The organism is Gordonia sp. OPL2 (assembly GCF_003797825.1).
In the GTDB taxonomy this organism is placed as follows: Bacteria; Actinomycetota; Actinomycetes; order Mycobacteriales; family Mycobacteriaceae; genus Gordonia.
On the sequence record NZ_RKME01000025.1, the window covers coordinates 35,627 to 54,335 of the forward strand.

Annotated in this window: 15 protein-coding genes and 1 tRNA gene; 12 read left to right on the top strand and 4 right to left on the bottom strand. The window is 68.8% G+C overall.

Translation table 11 applies throughout. The features are described 5' to 3' along the window. Nucleotides 1-53 precede the first annotated feature (53 nt). A complete protein-coding gene (locus EEB19_RS20350) occupies nt 54-824 on the bottom strand; it encodes a hypothetical protein (protein ID WP_187589178.1) in 771 nt (256 codons plus the stop codon). Next, entirely contained in the window at nt 817-1,875 is a 1,059-nt protein-coding gene (locus EEB19_RS20355; protein WP_187589179.1) for a glutathione S-transferase family protein, read from the bottom strand. The genes EEB19_RS20350 and EEB19_RS20355 overlap by 8 nt, the downstream gene beginning before the upstream one ends. A 98-nt stretch (nt 1,876-1,973) precedes the next feature. Between EEB19_RS20355 and EEB19_RS20360 the strand changes: the two genes are divergently transcribed. From EEB19_RS20360 to EEB19_RS20390, 7 genes are all read left to right on the top strand, one after another. Next, the gene (locus tag EEB19_RS20360; protein ID WP_187589180.1) at nt 1,974-2,618 is read left to right on the top strand and encodes a PadR family transcriptional regulator; all 645 of its coding nucleotides are present in this window, start codon (nt 1,974-1,976) and stop codon (nt 2,616-2,618) included. After that, nucleotides 2,615-4,126 carry an MFS transporter gene (locus tag EEB19_RS20365; protein ID WP_187589181.1) on the top strand — a complete coding sequence of 504 codons (1,512 nt, stop codon included), beginning with the start codon at nt 2,615-2,617 and terminating at the stop codon, nt 4,124-4,126. Before EEB19_RS20360 ends, EEB19_RS20365 begins: the two co-directional genes overlap by 4 nt. A gap of 86 nt (nt 4,127-4,212) precedes the next feature. Continuing rightward, a complete protein-coding gene (locus EEB19_RS20370; RefSeq protein ID WP_187589182.1) occupies nt 4,213-5,433 on the top strand; it encodes a metallophosphoesterase in 1,221 nt (406 codons plus the stop codon). Then, complete coding sequence (locus tag EEB19_RS20375) at nt 5,390-8,113, top strand: ATP-binding protein (protein WP_187589183.1); 2,724 nt, start codon at nt 5,390-5,392, stop codon at nt 8,111-8,113. The genes EEB19_RS20370 and EEB19_RS20375 overlap by 44 nt, the downstream gene beginning before the upstream one ends. A gap of 55 nt (nt 8,114-8,168) precedes the next feature. Next, nucleotides 8,169-8,241 (top strand) — tRNA-Arg (locus tag EEB19_RS20380). Nucleotides 8,242-8,395: 154 nt separating this feature from the next. After that, complete coding sequence (locus EEB19_RS20385; protein ID WP_187589184.1) at nt 8,396-9,271, top strand: class II glutamine amidotransferase; 876 nt, start codon at nt 8,396-8,398, stop codon at nt 9,269-9,271. 140 nt (nt 9,272-9,411) lie between these two features. After that, nucleotides 9,412-10,017: a hypothetical protein gene (locus EEB19_RS20390; RefSeq protein ID WP_262365817.1), complete on the top strand. Its 606-nt coding sequence runs from the start codon at nt 9,412-9,414 to the stop codon at nt 10,015-10,017. A gap of 10 nt (nt 10,018-10,027) precedes the next feature. Here the strand turns inward: EEB19_RS20390 and EEB19_RS20395 are convergent, their stop codons facing one another. Continuing rightward, nucleotides 10,028-10,912, bottom strand: a complete 885-nt coding sequence (locus tag EEB19_RS20395) for a DUF305 domain-containing protein (protein WP_187589186.1) — start codon at nt 10,910-10,912, stop codon at nt 10,028-10,030. An 11-nt stretch (nt 10,913-10,923) separates the two neighbouring features. Next, on the bottom strand, nt 10,924-11,787 hold the full coding sequence (locus EEB19_RS20400; RefSeq protein ID WP_187589187.1) for a DUF3105 domain-containing protein: 864 nt from the start codon (nt 11,785-11,787) through the stop codon (nt 10,924-10,926). A gap of 160 nt (nt 11,788-11,947) precedes the next feature. On the opposite strand from EEB19_RS20400, the gene argS reads away from it, so the two are divergent. Genes argS through thrB form a run of 5 tightly spaced genes read left to right on the top strand, consistent with a single transcriptional unit; the run spans nt 11,948 to nt 18,379 of the window. Beyond that, the gene (argS, locus tag EEB19_RS20405; protein ID WP_187589188.1) at nt 11,948-13,600 is read left to right on the top strand and encodes an arginine--tRNA ligase; all 1,653 of its coding nucleotides are present in this window, start codon (nt 11,948-11,950) and stop codon (nt 13,598-13,600) included. Further along, the gene (gene lysA / locus EEB19_RS20410) at nt 13,597-15,018 is read left to right on the top strand and encodes a diaminopimelate decarboxylase (protein WP_187589189.1); all 1,422 of its coding nucleotides are present in this window, start codon (nt 13,597-13,599) and stop codon (nt 15,016-15,018) included. Before argS ends, lysA begins: the two co-directional genes overlap by 4 nt. Next, entirely contained in the window at nt 15,015-16,325 is a 1,311-nt protein-coding gene (locus EEB19_RS20415; RefSeq protein ID WP_187589190.1) for a homoserine dehydrogenase, read from the top strand. Before lysA ends, EEB19_RS20415 begins: the two co-directional genes overlap by 4 nt. Further along, nucleotides 16,318-17,397 (top strand): threonine synthase, encoded by a 1,080-nt coding sequence (gene thrC / locus EEB19_RS20420; RefSeq protein WP_187589191.1) that lies wholly within the window; start codon nt 16,318-16,320, stop codon nt 17,395-17,397. The genes EEB19_RS20415 and thrC overlap by 8 nt, the downstream gene beginning before the upstream one ends. A 22-nt stretch (nt 17,398-17,419) precedes the next feature. Next, a complete protein-coding gene (gene thrB, locus EEB19_RS20425; protein ID WP_262365811.1) occupies nt 17,420-18,379 on the top strand; it encodes a homoserine kinase in 960 nt (319 codons plus the stop codon). The last annotated feature ends 330 nt before the right edge of the window (nt 18,380-18,709 follow it).

Consider the following 18,709-nt stretch of genomic DNA (forward strand, 5'->3'; position numbering starts at 1 on the left):
GGTCGAGCGCGGTTCGGGTCGGGTGGCTCGGGTCTCGGTCTGGAGCGTCGGAGTCACCGATCGCCGTCGGGAAGCCGAGTGGCCCCGGGGAGTGCGGTGTCATCGAGGACCTCGCCGTCGATCGTCCAGGTCGACGGCGGCGGGCCGAACGCCTCCCGGGCGTTGGTGACGACGCGTTTGCCGAGGGCACGGTTGCCGACACCACCGATCATCGCGCCGATCCCGGCGGGCAGCAGCTTGCCGAACAGCAGGGGAGCACGTTTGATGGCGTACTTCTTGGTGAGCTTGTTGATCAGCATCTTGTTGAGCTTGCCGACGCCGCCGCCCGGTATCGCGGCCCCGCCCAGTCGGCGCAGGGCGCCGCCCTGGGTGCCGACGAGTCGCCCGAGTGCGACGACCCCCTCCTCCCCGAGGGCGACGGCGAGCACGAGGGTCTTGCGCCGCTCGGAGTCGTGCACCGGAATCCCGTGCACCTCGGCGATGGACAGCGCCAGGAGGGCCGAGGCCTCCAGGAAGAAGGCGGTCTCCCCGGTCATCGCGCCGAGGGCGGTCATCGTTCCGACCCCGGGTACCGCGGCGGTCGCGCCGACCGCGCCGCCGGAACCTGTCACCGCGGTCAGGTAGTGCTTCTCCAGGCGGGCGATGATCTGCGCCGGCGACTCCTCGGGGTGTGCTGTCCGCAGACCGCGCACGTACTTTGCCACGGCGGGCGCCTGGAGGCGCTGCGCGCGGTCGAGCAGGCCGCCGGTGACCTCGACGGCCTTGCCCGGAGGCTGTTGCGCGCCACCGGATCCGTGGCCGGAACGCTTGCTGATGTCAACCATGAACGGGCACCCAATCCTCGGCGGGAACGACTTCTGCGGGTTTCGGCGGTCCCGGCGGGGTGCCGTCGCCGAACGGCCGCCCACCGAGCTCCTCCCGGTGGTGCGGCGTCAGCCAGGTGGTGAGATCCGGTCCGTCCGGGACGATCCCGGTGGGGTTGATGTCCCGGTGGACCACGTAGTAGTGACGCTTGATCTGGCTGAAGTCGATCGTGTCACCGAATCCGGGTGTCTGGAACAGGTCGCGGGCATAGGCCCACAGCACCGGCATCTCCGACAGCTTCGACCGGTTGCACTTGAAGTGTCCGTGGTACACGGGATCGAATCGGGCCAGGGTCGTGAACAGGCGGACGTCGGCCTCGGTGATGGTGTCGCCCACCAGGTATCGGCGTCCCGACAGCCGCTCGGTGAGTTCGTCGAGCTTGGTGAACAGCCGGGCGTAGGCCTTGTCGTAGGCGTCCTGGCTCCCGGCGAAGCCACAGCGGTAGACGCCGTTGTTCACCTCGGTGTACACGCCGTGGGCCACCTCGTCGATCTCGTCTCGCAGGTGCTCCGGGTACAGGTCCGGCGCACCCGGCCGGTGATGCTCGGTCCACTCGAGTTCGAGGTCGATGGTGATCTGCGGGAAATCGTTGGTGACCACCGCGCCGGTGGGGACATCCACGATCGCCGGCACGGTGATGCCCTTGGGGTAGCCGGGGAACCGCTTCTCGTAGGCGTCCTTGAGGCGCGGGATGTGCAGGACCGGATCGAGTCCGCCCGGATCGAGATCGAAGGTCCACGAGTCGGCGTCATGCGTCGGCCCGCACATCCCCATCGAGATCGCGTCCTCGAGACCGAGGAGGCGACGCACGATGATCGTCCGGTTCGCCCACGGGCAGGCGCGGGCGACCACCAACCGGTAGCGACCCGCCTCGACGGGGTAGCCGTCCCGCCCGTCGCGGGTGATCCGGGTCTCGATGTATTTCGTGTCGCGGACGAACTCCTGGCCCGTGGTCACGTAGACACCCTGTTCGTCCCCGCTGTGTTCGTCGCCGGCGTTCTCGGTGCTCATGCCTCCCAGGGTAGTGATCGTCACCGACGGTTGGCATCGGATGCTTCGAGCGGTATATTCCACGTGGAATATTTGGGTTGGATCATGGGAGACACCACGTGGGATCGACATCGTGCGGGCCGTTGCCGCCCCTGGCGGTTCTCGTCCTCGGTCTGGTCGCGGAGCGGCCGATGCACCCCTACGAGATGTTCCAGACGACGATCGAGCGACGGGAGGACCGCCTGGCGAAGTTCCGGCCGGGCACCATGTATCACACGGTCGATCGGCTGACCGCCAAGGAACTGATCGAGGTCCATGAGGTCCGTCGCGAGGGCAATCGGCCGGAGCGGACCGTCTACTCGATCACCGATCGCGGCCGGCAGGCGCTGTTCGAGAGTCTCGAGCAGATACTGGAGCGACACCCGACGGAGTACTCCGAGTTGTATCTCGCGCTCGCCGAGGCGCACGGATTGCCGCGCGAGCGCGTGATCGAGTTGCTGAGCACCCGACTCGACGCGATGCGCGCCGATCTGGCCGATCTGGACGCGGCGGCCGCGGTCGTCCGCGACCGCGGCACACCCGAGATGTTCTATCTCGACGTCGGCTGCCGGATCGCGACGCTGGCCACCCAGATCGACTGGGTCGCCGACCTCGTCGAACGATTGCGCACGTCCACCATCGAATGGCTCGACGACCCCGACTCGCCGTACCACGGCAGTGCCGTGGTCGCGGGCCCATCTCTGCAGAAAGCGAACGACGAATGACCTCCACCCCGACCCCCGCCGCGCAGGTGACGACGCGGCCCTGGGCTGCGATGCTGGCGCTCTGCGTCGGCTTCTTCATGATCCTGGTCGACATGACGATCGTGGCCGTCGCGCAGCCGCAGATCCAGGTCGCCCTCGACACCGATGTGAACGGGATCGTCTGGGTCTCCAGTGCGTATCTGCTCACCTATGCGGTGCCGCTGTTGATCACGGGCCGACTCGGTGACAAATTCGGTCCGAAGCGGGTCTATCAGATCGGCCTGCTCGTGTTCACCATCGCGAGCGTCTGGTGCGGACTGTCCGGCTCGATCGGCGAACTCATCGCCGCCCGCGCGCTGCAGGGTGTCGGTGCCGCACTCATCACACCGCAGACCATGGCGCTGATCACGCGCATCTTCCCGCCCGAGAAGCGCGGCGCCGCAATGGGTGTCTGGGGCACCGTCGCCGGTGTCGCGACCCTCGTCGGGCCGCTGCTCGGCGGTGTCCTCACCGACGCCTTCGGCTGGGAGTGGATCTTCTTCGTCAACCTGCCCGTCGGTGTGGTCGGTCTGATCCTCGCCGCGATCCTCGTGCCCGACGTCGAGACACACGATCACCAGTTCGACTGGATCGGCGTGTTCCTGTCCGCCATCGGTCTGTTCGCCCTCGTGTTCGGCATCCAGGACGGCGAGAAGTACGACTGGAACGCCTGGATCTGGGTGCTCATCGTCGGCGGTGTCGCCGTGATGGCCCTGTTCGTCTATTGGCAGTCGCGCATCAAGGGCGAGCCGCTCGTCCCGCTGTCGCTGTTCCGGGACCGCAACTTCTCCCTGGCCAACATCGGTATCGCGTCGATGGGGTTCGCGATCTCCGGACTGATGATCCCGACGATGTTCTTCCTGCAACTCGTCGGCGGCATGACGCCCACGCAGTCCGCGGTGATGATGGTGCCGATGGCGTTGCTGACCGGCGCACTCGCGCCGATCGTCGGCCGCATCCTCGATCGGGTCCACCCCCGCACGATCATCGCCTCCGCGCTGTTCCTCAACGCCGTCGCGGTCGCATGGCTCGGCATGATCGCCCGCCCGACGACGCCGGTGTGGCAGTTGATCATCCCGATGTGTCTCATGGGCATCGCCTCGGCCGGTATCTGGGCCCCGCTCGCGGCGACCGCCACGCGCAACCTGCCCTGGCATCAGGCCGGCGCCGGAGCCGGCGTGTACAATACCACGCGCATGATCGGGTCGGTCCTCGGTGCGGCCGCGGTCGGCGCCCTGATGCAGACCCGACTGGCCGCGGAACTGCCCGGTGTCGACACCGAGCACCACAGCGCCGTCGGACAGTTGCCGGCGATGGTCCGTGAGGGATTCGCGACGGCCATGGGGGAGACGCTGTACCTGCCGGCCGCCATTCTGCTCATCGGCGTGGCCGCTGCACTCTTCTTCATCAAGCCGCGACACCAGACGCCGCCGGCGCCGACGCGTCCGGCGGGAGACCCGGCGGCCTCCGGGCAGGTGCCGACCGCCTGAGCGTCGGCCGGGGTCGGGCCCGGCGTCGCGTCCCACAGTCTGTCGGCCCGCACTCGTAGGATCTCCTCGAGAGTCGGAGGTGAGACATGACCGTGCCGTTGTTCGAGCTGGACGAGGTGACCTCGTCCGACGGCGAGCGCCACCAGGGCGCCGTCCGCGAGGTCACCTTCGTCCATACCGCCGACTGGCAGCTCGGCATGACTCGGCGTTACCTCGACGCCGAGTCGGCGCACGCCTACGGTGCCGCCCGGCTGGATGCGGTCGAACGCATCGGGGCGCTGGCGCTCGAGGTCGGAGCCGAGTTCGTCGTCGTCTCCGGGGACGTGTTCGAGGATCACCGGGTGTCCTCGCGCATCATCCGGCGCACCCTCGACATCCTCGCCGGCTTCGCCGTACCGGTGTATCTCCTTCCGGGCAACCATGATCCGTTCGACGCCGCGGGCATCTACCGCTCCCGGACCTTCGTCCAGGCGTGCCCGGACAACGTCGTGGTGCTCTCGACGCCCGGCGTGCACCGGGTGCGCGACGGCGTCGAGGTGGTGGCAGCCCCCTGGTCTCACAAACATCCGGGTACCGATCTCGTCGACGCCCAGGTCTCGCGGTTGCGGCCGAGCGAGGACATCCGGGTCGTTGTCGGCCATGGTGGGACCGACGAGACGAGTCCCGGCGACGACGCCGCACTGATAGCAGTGGCGCGTCTCGAGGACTCGATAGACGCCGGACTCGTCGACTATGTCGCACTGGGAGACCGCCACTCGGTGACGTCGGTCGGTCGGAGCGAACGTGTCTGGTACGCGGGCGCCCACGAGGTGACGAACTTCGACACCATCGAGGAACAGCCCGGCCACGCCCTCGTGGTGACCCTCCGCCGCGGGCCGGCCGGTCGTGAGGTGACCGTCACACCGCATCGTGTCGGTCAATGGTCGTTCCGCAGCATCACCCGTGACATCGCCGGCAGTGCCGACATCGAGGCCCTGCGCGTCGAGCTCGCGGCGATCGAGGACAAACCGCGGGTGGTCGTCCGACTCGGCCTCGTCGGCACGGTCACCGTCGCGGAGAACGCGATGCTCGACGACCTTCTCGAGGAGTTCGCCGACCGTTTCGCGGCGGTCACCCGCTCCGAACGCGACGACGACCTCGTCGTGGTCGCGGCCGACGGCGACGCCGACGACCTGGCGGTGAGCGGCTACGCACAGGCGGCGGCGCAGGAGTTGTTGGGACTCAGCCGTTCCGATGACGCGGATGCGGCCGGGGCGGCACGCGATGCGCTCGGGCTCCTTCGGCGCCTGGCCGGGACGACGCGATGACCTCGTCACCGTCGAGGACCCGGCGATGAGGATCCACCGCCTGCGGCTCCGGGACTATCGCGGCATCGCCGACCGCGACGTGCGCTTCGCCGAGCGTGGTGTCACGGTGGTGGAAGGCGCCAACGAGGCGGGCAAGTCCTCCATGATCGAGGCGCTCGACCTGTTGTTGCACACCCGCGCCGACAGCAAATCCGCCAAGGTGCGCGACATCATGCCGTCGGGCCGCGACGTCGGCTCCGAGGTCGAGGTGGAGATGACCTGTGGCCCTTGGCATGTCACCTACGCCAAACGATTCAACCGGCAGCCCTCGACGACGCTCACCGTGCATGCGCCGCGCGCCGAGCAGGTCAGTGGCCGCGACGCCCACGAGCGAGTCCTCGAGATCCTCGGTGCCCACGCGGATCTGGCGCTCTTCCGGGCGCTGCGGCTCCTCCAATCGGGAGATCCGGCGCTCGGCGCACTCACGGACAGCTCGGCTCTCGCGCGGGCACTCGACCGGGCCGCGGACGGCGGCTCCCGACCCGGCGACGCCCCGACCGGAGACCCCGACGCGGACGACCCGGCCGACCACGCGCTGATCGATGCTGTCCTCACCGAGTACCGCCGGTATCGCACCCCGGGGCAAGGACGCCCGACCGGTGAACTGTCCGCGGCACTGGCCGCGGTGGACGACGCACAGGCGCGGCGCGATCAGCTGGTGGCCGCCCGCGATGCGGTGGAGGCCGATGCCGGCCGACTTCGCGAGACCCTCGACCGTCGCGCCGAGGTGGAACGCGCCACCGAACTCCGCGCGGTCGAGCGGGACGAGCTCGCCGTGGTCTGGGAACAGGTCGAGCGGCTGCAGACGGCGATGGCATCGGCCGACAGTGAGGTCCGTCATCTCCTGACAGCGGTGCAGCTGGCGCGTCGCGACGTCGCCGAGAGGCAACGCACGAAATCGGAGATCGACTCCCGGACAAGAGATTCCGATCGTCTGGCGGAGATCGTCGAGCGTCATCGTGCGACCGCGACGGCGGCAGCGGCCGATGTCGCCGCACTCTCTGACGAGCTCCGCGGTGCGCGGGATCGATGCGAACAGGTGCGCACCGAGCTCGCCGCCGCCCACATCGCTCACCGAGCCCTGCGGGAACGTCGGGAATTGCACGACCTCACCGCACTGCTCGAGCACCTCGACGATCTCGCCGCCCGACGCGATGAGTTGTCGGCCGAGTCGGCATCGAACTCCGTCGACCGGGCCGCGGTCGACGCGGCAGCAGAACTCGGCCGCCGCCGCGCGGACGCCCAGGCCCGTGTCGACGCCGCGGCCGCGCGATTCACCGTGTCACCGACCGGCACCACACCCGTGCGGGTCGACGGCGCCGTGGTCGACGGCGAGTCCGAGCATGTCGCCCTGGCGGATTCGGTGATCGAGGTCGACGGCATCGTCCGCGTGCAGGTGCATCGCACTGCGGGGTCGGAACGGCCCGTCGAGCAGCTCGCCGCCGTCGACGCCGACATCGCCGAGTACTGCACCCGACACGGTCTGTCCTCCCTGGCCGATCACCACGACCGCGCGCAGCGCAGGGTGGAGACCACCCATGCCCTCCGCGCGGTTCGCGAACGGATGGCCGACCTGTGCGGCGGCCGCGACCCGTCGATGCTCGCCGCGCGCCGGGACGAACTCCGCGCACGGCTCGACGAGTCGGAGTCGATCGCGTCCGAGGGGCCCGAGACCGACGAGGGAGTGGACCTCAGCGCCACGATCGATGACCTCACCATCGCCGAACGCGAACTCGGTGGCCTGGTGATGCGGGCCGAACTGGCGGTGACCCAACGACTCTCGGCAGAACGCGAGTCGACGGCGCAGGCCGACGCGATGTGCGCCGAGCGTTCCCGGGTCGTCGCGTCGCTCGAGGAACTGACCCGCCGACGCGACGAGCTCGCCGGCGAACTCGACGACGTACAGGCGCAGGAGACCGTGGACCTGGCCGAGCAGCGGCTCGAACAGGCACGGGAGCAGCGCGGCCGGGTCGCCGCCGACCTCGATGCCCTCGACGTCGCGGATATCGAGATGCGCCGGGCGCGGGTCGCCGCCGACCTCGAACGACTGCGGCGCGAGCACGCCGACACCGACCGCACGGCGACAGAACTCCGGACCCGGATCGAGCTCTACCGAGACGAGTCCCGACTCGACGACCTGCAGGAGGCGAGCGCCGGACTCCGCGCTGCGCGTGAGGCTTTGGCTCGCGTCCGACGACGGGCGGACGCCGCGACGTTGTTGTGGCAGACCCTCACCGAGAAGCGGCAGCTGACGCGGGTGCGCTACGCCGATCCGTTCGCGCGCCGACTCGCCGAACTCGGATCCCATGTCTTCGGCGACGGCGTGCGATTCGACGTGGACGAGAAACTCGACGTCGTGTCACGCACGGTCGACGGAGTGACGGTCCGCCACGACGCGCTGTCGGGCGGTGCGCGCGAACAGATCGGCGTCCTGACGCGATTGGCGTGCGCCACGCTCGTCGACGAGGCCGACGGAGTCCCGGTACTCGTCGACGATGCCCTCGGCTACAGCGATCCCCGACGCCTCGCGGCGATGGGGGAGGTGCTGACGGCCGCCGGACGAGACGCTCAGGTCATCGTGCTGACCTGCAGTCCCGATCGCTACCGTGGTGTCGAGGGTGCGACGGTGGTCGCCGTCTGAGCCCCGGTTTTGAGTCCACCGGCGCGCGTACGCTACGCTGAGCCTCGCCCGTTGAGCCCCCGTAGCTCAGGGGATAGAGCGTCTGCCTCCGGAGCAGAAGGCCGCAGGTTCGAATCCTGCCGGGGGCACAGTTGACATCCTTGCCGGCCTCCGGGCGGTGTGCGCCTCCAGTGTGTGGGAACGATTCATGCGGGCGCACCGTGACATTCCTGCCGGGTCGAGGCGCCTGTCGCATCACCTCATTTCAGGCCGCTCTGCTCGACGACGGACTAGCGTGAGGCCATGTGCCGCTGGCTCGCCTACGCAGGTACCCCGATCCTGCTGGAAGATCTGCTCACCCGGCCGTCGCACTCCCTCGTCGACCAGAGCTTCGAGGCGCGCCAACTGTATCTTCCCGGATCGCCCATGACGACGATGTTCCGTCACCATGCCTGGCCGACCAACGGCGACGGCTTCGGCGTCGGCTGGTACGGCGAACGCGAGTTTCCCGGCCAGTACCGAGATGAGCGCCCCGCCTGGAGTGATCACAATCTGCACCGCCTCGCCGCGCAGATCAGGTCGCCGATGTTTCTCGCCCATGTCCGTGCCGCCGCGATCGGCGGCACGATCGACCGCGTCAACTGCCACCCGTTCGCCCACGGCGGATGGCTGTTTCAGTACAACGGTGAGATCGGTGGATTCCCCACGCTCAAGCGCGATCTCACGCTCGACGTCGATCCAGGACTGTATCCGCACATCGAGGGTAACGCCGACACCGAACTCTGCTTCTTCCTCGCCCTCTCCTACGGTCTGGACGGCGATCCGCTCGGTGCTCTCGCCCGCACCGTCGGACGAATCGAGCGGGCACGCGCCGAGCGGGGCGTCGACGACCCGTTCACTGCGACGATCTGTGCCGCGAACGGTCAGACCGCGTACGCGGTGCGCTATTCGAGTGATCGTGCGTCCCGCACCCTGTATCACTCGGTGGCGGGCATGCGGATCCGAGCAGCGGACGGTGGCCACATCGAGATCCCGGACGACGGACGCATCCTGGTCTCCGAACCCCTCGAACTCGAGTACCGGCGCTCGCACTGGGTCGAGGTCCCCGAGTCCTCCAGCGTCACCCTGCATGCCGGGCAGGAACCCGAGATCGGGGACTTCGTACCGATCGCGACCTGACACCCGCCGTCACCGGGCGCGCTTTTCTCGCGGAACGCCCGCCGACGTATGAGGATGGTCGGGTGAGCGGAGATGTCGCAGCGTCAGCGGGTCGGTTCGGAGTCCTGTCGGCGACCGTGGAGAAACAGTGTTGGGGTTTCATGATCGGCTCGGCGCTGTTCGCGCTGGGGTCGGCACCGGGGTTCGCGGCGTGGGCGGGGTCGTCCGGGGCGAATCTCAGCTTCTTCGTCGGTGCGTGGTTCTTCACCGGCGCTGCCCTCGTGCAACTCGTACTCAGCGGCAACGCCACCACCCTGGCGCCCGACGGCACGAATCGGTTTCGCGGGGAATGGCTGTCGGCGGCCACGCAATTCGCCGGAACCCTGTTGTTCAATGCGAGCACCGCGGCCGCTCTGCACGCGGACACCGTCACCGAGGAACGTCGTCGCGTCTGGACCCCGGACGCCGCCGGGTCGGTGGCCTTCCTGGTGAGCGGGATCCTCGCCGTCATCGTCGTCGGACATGCCGTTCGGTGGTGGTGGGCCCCGCGCGCCCGCGAATGGTGGGCCACCCAGATCAATCTGCTCGGATGCGTCGCGTTCGGCGTGTCGGCGACGGGCGCCTACGTCACCTCCGCCGGCGACACGGTCAGCGACGCCGTGGCGAGCGCCGGCACCTTCGTCGGCGCCATCTGCTTCCTGGCGTCGGCCGCGCTCACGCTGCCGCGTCGGCGTCATGCCGGGCGCGGGTCCGCGACGTCCGGCTGAGTCGCTCGGCTCAGTTCATCGGCAGGGGAGCGGCGTTGCGCTCGGCCAGCATCTGCTGGATGACCGAGATCTCCTTCGTCTGCGTCTGTTCCATCGCGGTCGCCAGGGCGCGCACGTAGTCCTGGGAGACGTTCGCCGGGTCGGCCGCGTACTGCATCATCGGCATCCCGCCTTCGTGGTGGCGCAGCATCAGTTGGAGAAAATAGACGTCGGCCTCGGCGCCGCGCAGCGAACGCAGCCGGTTCATCTCGGCCGTCGTGGCCATCCCCGGCATCGGCGGGGCCTCGGCAGTCGGCGTCGGGGGCGATGTCGACGGCGCCGGCATCCCGGGCATGTCGCTCATGTCGTGACCGGCGTGTTTGTCGGTCCCGTGCCCATCTGTCCCGTGCCCGGTGTCCGGCCCGGAGTCACCGTGACCCGCGCCGGCGTGGTCCTCATGCCCCATCCATGCCATCGTCGGATTCGGATTGATCACCGGGTAACCCCATCGGGTCAACCAGGACTGCATCTGCCCGATCTCGTTGCTCTGCGCGGTGAGGATGTCGAAGGCCATGCTGCGGACCTGCGGATCAGAGCCGTTCTCGAGCTCGATCGTCGCCATCTCCACGCCCTGCTCGTGATGACGGATCATGTCCTGCGCGAACCCGACCGCCACCGAGTCGGATGCGGGCACCTCGTCCGCCGCGGGATCGTCGCTGTGCAACATCGCGGAGATCAGCAAGCCGAGTCCCATCCCGATCAGGAGGGTCGCGACCACCCCGAGCGTCGCCAGCAGCGTGCGTCGTGACGTATCCGGTCGAGGATTGCCCGCCGCGGGGTCAGGGGCGGTGGTGTGCTCGACTGCATCTGCGTCCGCGGCGCTGGACGACGGCTGGTCGCCGGTGGGTTCGGTCATCGAATTCCTCCTCAGCCCGCGGGCATCGGCGCGCCGGCGCCGGTGTTCTCGTCGGTGGCCGCGATACCGCCGGTACCGTCCATCGGCACGGCGTCCGGTCCGGGCTCCCCCTCATCGGCCGGCGGGGGATTGCTCGGGTCGAAGGCACCGGGGACGGCAGCGCACGCGGCCTGGGTCTCCGGATAGGCGGCCTCGGACGGATTCTCCTTGTACACACCGGGGGTCGTGTTGCGTCGCAGTGCGGTGATGAACTGGTCGACACGCGGATCGCCCGCCGAGTCGAGCTTGAGTTGGTGACCCCAGCTCTGCAGCGAGAGCGGGTGATCGAGTCCGGGGTAGGGCGAGAGGAACAGGAACTGTTCGCCGGAGACCTTCTTCTTCAGCGTGTCCAGGTCCTCGGCGCCGATGGTGTCCGGGTTGTAGGTGATCCAGACGGCCCCGTGTTCGAGCGCGTGGACGGCGTTCTCCGTCCGCAGCGGATTCGGATAGACGATCCCGGTGCACGTCGCCCACACCTCGTCATGCGGTCCGCCGAACGGCGGCGACTGGTCGTAGGCGACCCGCTGATCGCCCCGCACGTGCTGTGCCGCCTTGTAGTAGAGCTTCGTCACGCCGGAGATGCGGGTGGAGGGATCGGGATCCTGCGCCGACGGGACATAGCCCTCGACGGTCTGCGGCTTGAGCGCCTCGGCCTCCTGTTCGTCCACGAACTTCGGCACCAGGTACCAGGCCAGCCCGGCGATGAGGACCAGGACGACGACAACGGCACCGATGACGGTCCAGTCGATGTGCCGTCCGGAGGCGGCGGGAACGGAGCCGGATCGGGCGGGGCGCTTGCTGGACTTGGGTACGTTGGCCCCGGCTTTGCGTGCCATTGCTCTCTTTCTGCCACCTGCCGGCCACGGATCGGCGCAGCGATCGACAGTTTACTGATGAGCCGCCCGATGCCGATCGGGCGTGAACGGGTGCGGACGGCGTCGCCGGACGCGGAGGCGATTGTCCCCGCGCGGACGTGGGCCAATAGGATGGTCTCCTGTGACTCCTGCCGACCTCGCCGAGCTGCTCCGGGCCGTGACGCTGACCGTTGTCCGAGACCGCGGACTCGATGATGCCCTGGTGCCCGAGACCGTCGTCGTCGAGCGCCCGAGACACGCGGATCACGGCGACTATGCCACCAACATCGCGCTCCGGATCGGCAAGAACCTGGGGGTGTCCCCGCGGGAGCTCGCCGGATGGCTGGCCGATGCGTTCGCGGCGGCCGACGGCATCGCCAAGGCCGAGGTCGCCGGACCCGGCTTCGTCAACGTGTGGCTCGCGGCTGCCGCCCAGAACTCGATCGTCGCCGGCGTCCTCGACTCGGCGACCGCGTACGGTCGGGGTGAGGAATTCGCGGGTCGGCGGATCAATCTGGAGTTCGTCTCGGCGAACCCGACCGGGCCCATCCACCTCGGCGGGACGCGTTGGGCCGCGGTGGGCGACGCTCTCGGTCGCGTGCTGGCGGCGCGGGGCGGCGCGGTCACCCGCGAGTACTACTTCAACGACCACGGCACCCAGATCGACCGGTTCGCCCGCTCGCTTCATGCCGCAGCGAAGGGCGAGCCCACCCCGGAGGACGGCTACGCGGGCGCCTACATCGGTGAGATCGCCGAGAAGGTCGTCGCGCAGGTCCCCGGGGTCCTCGATCAGCCCGAGGACCAGCGGCTCGAGACCTTCCGGGCGGTCGGTGTGGACCTGATGTTCGAGCACATCAAGACGAGCCTGCACGAGTTCGGCACCGACTTCGACGTGTTCACCCACGAGAACACCATGTTCACGTCGGGTCTGGTCGACAAGTGCATCACCGAGCTCAAGGCGAACGGGAACCTCTACGAGAACGACGGCGCATGGTGGTTGCGGTCGACGAACTTCGGGGACGACAAGGACCGGGTCGTCATCAAGAGTGATGGCAACGCGGCCTACATCGCCGGTGACATCGCGTACTACAAGGACAAGCGCAACCGTGGATTCGACCTGTGCATCTACATGCTGGGTGCCGACCACCACGGCTACATCACGCGGCTGAAGGCCGCCGCGGCATCGCTCGGTGACGACCCGGCCACCGTCGAGGTCCTCATCGGGCAGATGGTGAACCTCGTCCGGGACGGGAAGCCGGTCCGGATGAGCAAGCGGGCCGGGACGGTCATCACCCTCGACGATCTCGTCGACGCGGTGGGAGTGGACGCCGCCCGCTATGCCCTCATCCGCTCGTCGGTCGATATCAACATCGACATCGACCTCGACCTGCTGCGCAAGCAGTCCAACGACAATCCCGTCTACTACGTGCAATACGCGCACGCACGGTTGTCGGCGTTGTCGCGCAACGCCGCCGATCTCGGACTGACGGCGTCGCTCGATCACCTCGACCTCCTCGACGACCCGGCCGAGGGCGAGCTCATCCGCACGATCTCCGACTTCGACGACGTCGTGGCCACTGCCGCGGAACTGCGTGAGCCGCATCGGGTCTGCCGGTATCTGGAGAGCCTGGCGGGTGCATATCACCGCTTCTATGCGCGATGTCGTGTGCTCCCGCAGGGGGATGAACCGGCCGCGGACATCCACGCCGCCCGGCTGGCGCTGTGCGCGGCCACCCGTCAGGTCCTCGCCAACGGGCTCGACCTCGTCGGCGTCGGCGCACCGGAGCGGATGTGAACGCGCACCCCGCCGGGCCCCGGCACGCCGAGCTCCTCGCCGCCCCGCACCTCGCCGAGCGGCCGAACGATCCCGAGCAGCTCGCCCGGATCCCGGCGAATGTGTGGCCGCGCAACGCGGCCCGCGACGACGACGGTGAGGTCCGCCTCGCCGGTGTCGGGGTCGCCGAACTCGCCGAGCGCTACGGCACACCGCTCTTCGTCGTGGACGAGGACGATTTCCGTTCGCGGTGCGCCGACATGCTCGCCGCCTTCGGGCCGTACGGGCGGGTGCACTACGCGTCCAAGGCGTTCCTGAGCACCGAGATCGCCCGGTGGGTGGACCAGGAGGGGCTGTCGCTGGACGTGTGCACCGGTGGTGAGTTGGCCATCGCGTTGCGTGCCGGCTTCCCGCCCGCCCGAATCGCGTTGCACGGCAACAACAAGAGCGTGGACGAGCTCGCCATGGCACTCGACGCCGGCGTCGGCCACATCGTGCTCGACTCGATGACCGAGATCGACCGTCTCGACGCGCTGGCCTCAGAGCGTGGCCTCGTCGCCGACGTGCTGGTCCGGGTGACGGTCGGCGTGGAGGCGCACACGCACGAGTTCATCGCCACCGCCCATGAGGACCAGAAGTTCGGCTTCGCGCTGGCCGGGGGCGTCGCGATGGATGCAGTCCGGCGCGTGTTCGCGACCGACAACCTGCGTCTTGTCGGGTTGCACAGCCACATCGGCTCGCAGATCTTCGATATGGACGGCTTCGACCTGGCCGCCCACCGCGTCGTCGGCCTTCTGAAGGACATCGTCGCCGAGTTCGGAGTCGACAAGACATCGCAGCTGTCCATCGTGGATCTCGGTGGGGGACTGGGTATCTCCTATCTGCCGGAGGACGATCCGCTGCCGGTCGGGGACGTCGCCGAACATCTCGCCGAGATCGTGCGGCGCGAGAGTGCGGCTGTGGGGTTGCCGATGCCGTCGATCGCGGTCGAGCCGGGACGCGCCATCGCCGGGCCGGGCACGGTCACGGTGTACCGCGTCGGCACGATCAAGGACGTCACGGTCGGCAAGAATCTCACCCGTCGCTACGTGTCGGTCGACGGCGGGATGAGCGACAACATCCGGACCGTGCTCTATCAGGCCGAATACGACATCCGACTGGTCTCCCGGGTGTCCGAGGCGCCCGCTGTGGTCTGCCGAGTCGTCGGAAAGCACTGCGAGAGCGGCGACATCATCATCAAGGACTGCTGGCTGCCCGCGGACCTCGCGCCCGGTGACCTCGTCGCCGTCGCGGCCACCGGCGCGTACTGCTACTCGATGTCGAGTCGCTACAACCTCGCGATGCGACCACCGGTGGTGGCCGTCCGCGATGCCGCCGCCCGCGTGCTCCTGCGTCGGGAGACGATCGACGACATCCTCACCCTGGAGGTGACCGAATGAACCAGACACCCAACCGCGCCATCGGTGTGGCCGTGCTCGGCATGGGCAACGTCGGCTCCGAGGTCGTACGGATCATCGACGAGAACGCCGACGACCTCCGCGCCCGGGTCGGGGCACCGGTGGAACTGCGCGGTGTCGCGGTCCGCGATCTCGGCAAGCCGCGCAAGGTCGCCCAGGAACTGCTCACCGACGACCCGGCGTCGCTCGTGGACCGCGACGACGTGGACATCGTCGTCGAACTCATGGGTGGGATCGATCCGGCCCGCGCGCTCATTCGGGCGGCGCTCGAGAGCGGGAAGTCGGTGATCACCGCGAACAAGGCGCTGCTCGCCGAGTACACGGGCGAATTGGCCACCGCCGCTGCCGATGCCAAGGTCGATCTGTACTTCGAGGCCGCGGTCGCCGGTGCGATCCCGGTGGTCCGACCGTTGATGCAGTCGCTGGCCGGTGACACCGTCGAGCGGGTGGCGGGCATCGTCAACGGCACCACGAACTACATCCTCTCGGAGATGGACGAGACCGGCGCGGACTACGCCGACACCCTGGCCGAGGCCGGACGGCTCGGCTACGCCGAGGCCGATCCGACAGCCGACGTCGAGGGCTACGACGCGGCCGCCAAGGCGGCCATCCTCGCGTCGATCGCCTTCCACACCCGCGTGACCGCCGCGGACGTGCACCGCGAGGGAATCTCGTCGGTGACGTCGGCAGATCTGGTGGCGGCCAAGAAGTTCGACTGCACGGTCAAGCTGCTCTCCATCTGTGAACGCGTCCACGACGCCGACGGGCGTCAGCGGATCTCCGCGCGGGTGTACCCGGCACTGATCCCGCTCAGCCATCCACTTGCGACCGTCAACGGCGCGTTCAATGCGGTGGTCGTCGAGGCCGAGAACGCCGGGCGGCTGATGTTCTACGGGCAGGGCGCCGGCGGATCGCCCACGGCCTCCGCAGTGTTGGGAGACATGGTGATGGCCGCGCGCAACAAGGTCCACGGCGGTCGCGGGCCCCTCGAGTCGACGTACGCGAAGCTGCCGATCGCGCCCGTCGACGACGTGCCGACCCGCTACTACGTGTCGATGAAGGTCGCCGACCGGCCGGGCGTGTTGTCCCAGGTCGCCGGCGAGTTCTCCAAGCGGTCGGTGTCGATCGCCGCGGTCCGGCAGGAGGGCGCGGGCGACGACGCCCGCCTGATCGTCGTGACCCACCGTGCCCCGGATCGCGCGCAATCGGAAACGGTTGCAGCGCTGGAGGATATGGACGCCGTCATCAAGGTGTCGAGTGTGCTGCGATTGGAAGGAACCGATGACTAACGCCACCCCGGTACATCAGCGCTGGCCCGGACTGATCGAGGCCTACCGTGATCGGTTGCCGGTCGCCGACGACTGGAAGGTCGTCACACTCCTCGAGGGCGGCACGCCGTTGATCTCGGCTCCGCACCTGTCCGAGCTCACCGACTGCGAGGTCTATCTCAAGGTCGAGGGGCTCAACCCGACCGGCTCCTTCAAGGACCGCGGGATGACGATGGCGGTCAGCACCGCCGTCAACAACGGCAAGACCGCCGTCCTGTGCGCCTCGACGGGCAACACCTCGGCCTCGGCCGCCGCCTACGCGACGCGTGCCGGGATCACCTGTGCGGTGCTGATCCCCGAGGGCAAGATCGCCATGGGCAAGCTCGCCCAGGCGGTCATGCACGGTGCCAAGATCATCCAGGTGCAGGGCAATTTCGACGACTGCCTCGAGCTCGCACGCAAGGCGACCTCGGAGTTCACCGAGATCGAGCTGGTGAACTCGGTCAACCCGTCGCGTATCGAGGGTCAGAAGACCGCGGCGTTCGAGATCGTCGACGTCCTCGGCCGTGCGCCCGACGTACACGCGCTGCCGGTCGGCAACGCGGGCAACATCACCGCCTACTGGAAGGGCTACACCGAGTACCACGCCGACGGCGTCAGCTCGTCTCTGCCGCGCATGCTCGGCGTGCAGGCCGCAGGCGCCGCGCCGCTGGTCAACGGTGCGCCGGTGAAGGACCCCGAGACCATCGCCACGGCGATCCGGATCGGGTCACCCGCGAGCTGGAATCAGGCCGTCGCGGCCAAGGACGAATCCTCCGGTCAGTTCCGCGCCGCCACCGACGAGAAACTCCTCGAGGCCTACCGCCTCGTCGCCGGACGCGAGGGTGTCTTCGTCGAGCCGGCGTCGGCCGCAAGCGTCGCCGGGTTGCTCGCAGCACGCGCGGACAACTGGATCGCGCCGGGCTCGACCGTCGTGTGTACGGTGACCGGAAACGGACTGAAGGATCCGGACACCGCACTGCGCGGTATGCCGGAGGTGGAGGCGATCCCCGTCGACCCGATCGCGGTTGCCGATGCGCTCGGCGTCCGCTGACCCGGCAGGTGACCCCATCGCGATGACCGAGCCTGTGGCTCTCACGGAGACCAAGATGACTCTGCCCGTGGGCATCTCGACCCGCGTCCGGGTTCCCGCATCGAGCGCGAACCTGGGCCCGGGCTTCGACTGCCTCGGCATCGCGCTGGGCGTGTACGACGAGCTCATCGTCGAGACGACCGACGGCGGCGTGCAGGTCGAGGTCATCGGCGAGGGCGCGCAGGATGTCCCGCGCGACGAGAGTCATCTGGTGGCCCGTGCCATCCGGCGGGGACTCGACGCCGCCGGCTGTGCCGCACCGGGGCTGAGTTTGCGGTGCGTGAATGCGATCCCGCATTCCCGGGGCCTCGGGTCGTCGGCGGCCGCCGCCGTCTCCGGACTCGCCGCGGCCTCCGGCCTGCTGGTCGAGGCAGGTGTCCGTCCCGCGTTCGACGACGACGCACTCGTCCAGCTGTCCTCCGAGTTCGAGGGACACCCGGACAATGCCGCGGCCAGCGTCCTCGGCGCCGCCGTGGTCACCTGGATCGAGGCCGCCGACGAGCCGCGTTACCGCGCACGCCGCCTCGTGGTGCATCCGGACATCACCGCCACGGTGTTCGTCCCCGACACCGAGTCGTCCACCTCGTACACACGAGGCCTGCTCCCGGATCTGGTTCCGCGCCGGGATGCCATCTTCAACGTCAGTCGTGCGTCGCTCGCGGTGGTCGCGCTGACCACCGATCCGAGTGTGCTGTTCGCCGCCACCGCCGACCGGCTGCACCAGGGTTATCGGGCCGAGGCGATGGCGCCGACGGCCGAGCTGGTCTCTGCATTGCGTCGTCGTGGCCACGCCGCGACGGTCTCGGGGGCCGGCCCCACCGTGCTGGTCCTGGGCGTCGGCCCGGTACCGGCCGAGTCGCGTGAGATCGCCGCGTCGCTGGGTTTCGCGGCCTCGTCCGTGGCCATCGCAGGCGGGGTAGAGGTCACGCACGGTCGCGTCTGAGCCGCCGCGCGGTCGGAGATGGCGTCACGGGCGTGTTGCCCCTATCATGCGAACGAGTTACCATATACTGGTCTAGCCGCGCAGGCTTGTCTTGCCGTGCTCCTCTCCGATTTCTGATCGTGCCGTCTGGCCCGATGCCGAACGCGCGATCTGCCATCAGGGGTTGCCCAGCACTACCAGCGGACACACCGCAGCGGACCACATTTCTTCTACCGTCTTCTGAGGAGACTCCCAGGGACATCTCCGACGGAGACGAAGTCCCGCCTGAATGAGGCGGGGTGGCAATGAATCCCGACGCAGCTCCGGTCTGCGAGGGAATGAAAGGATATC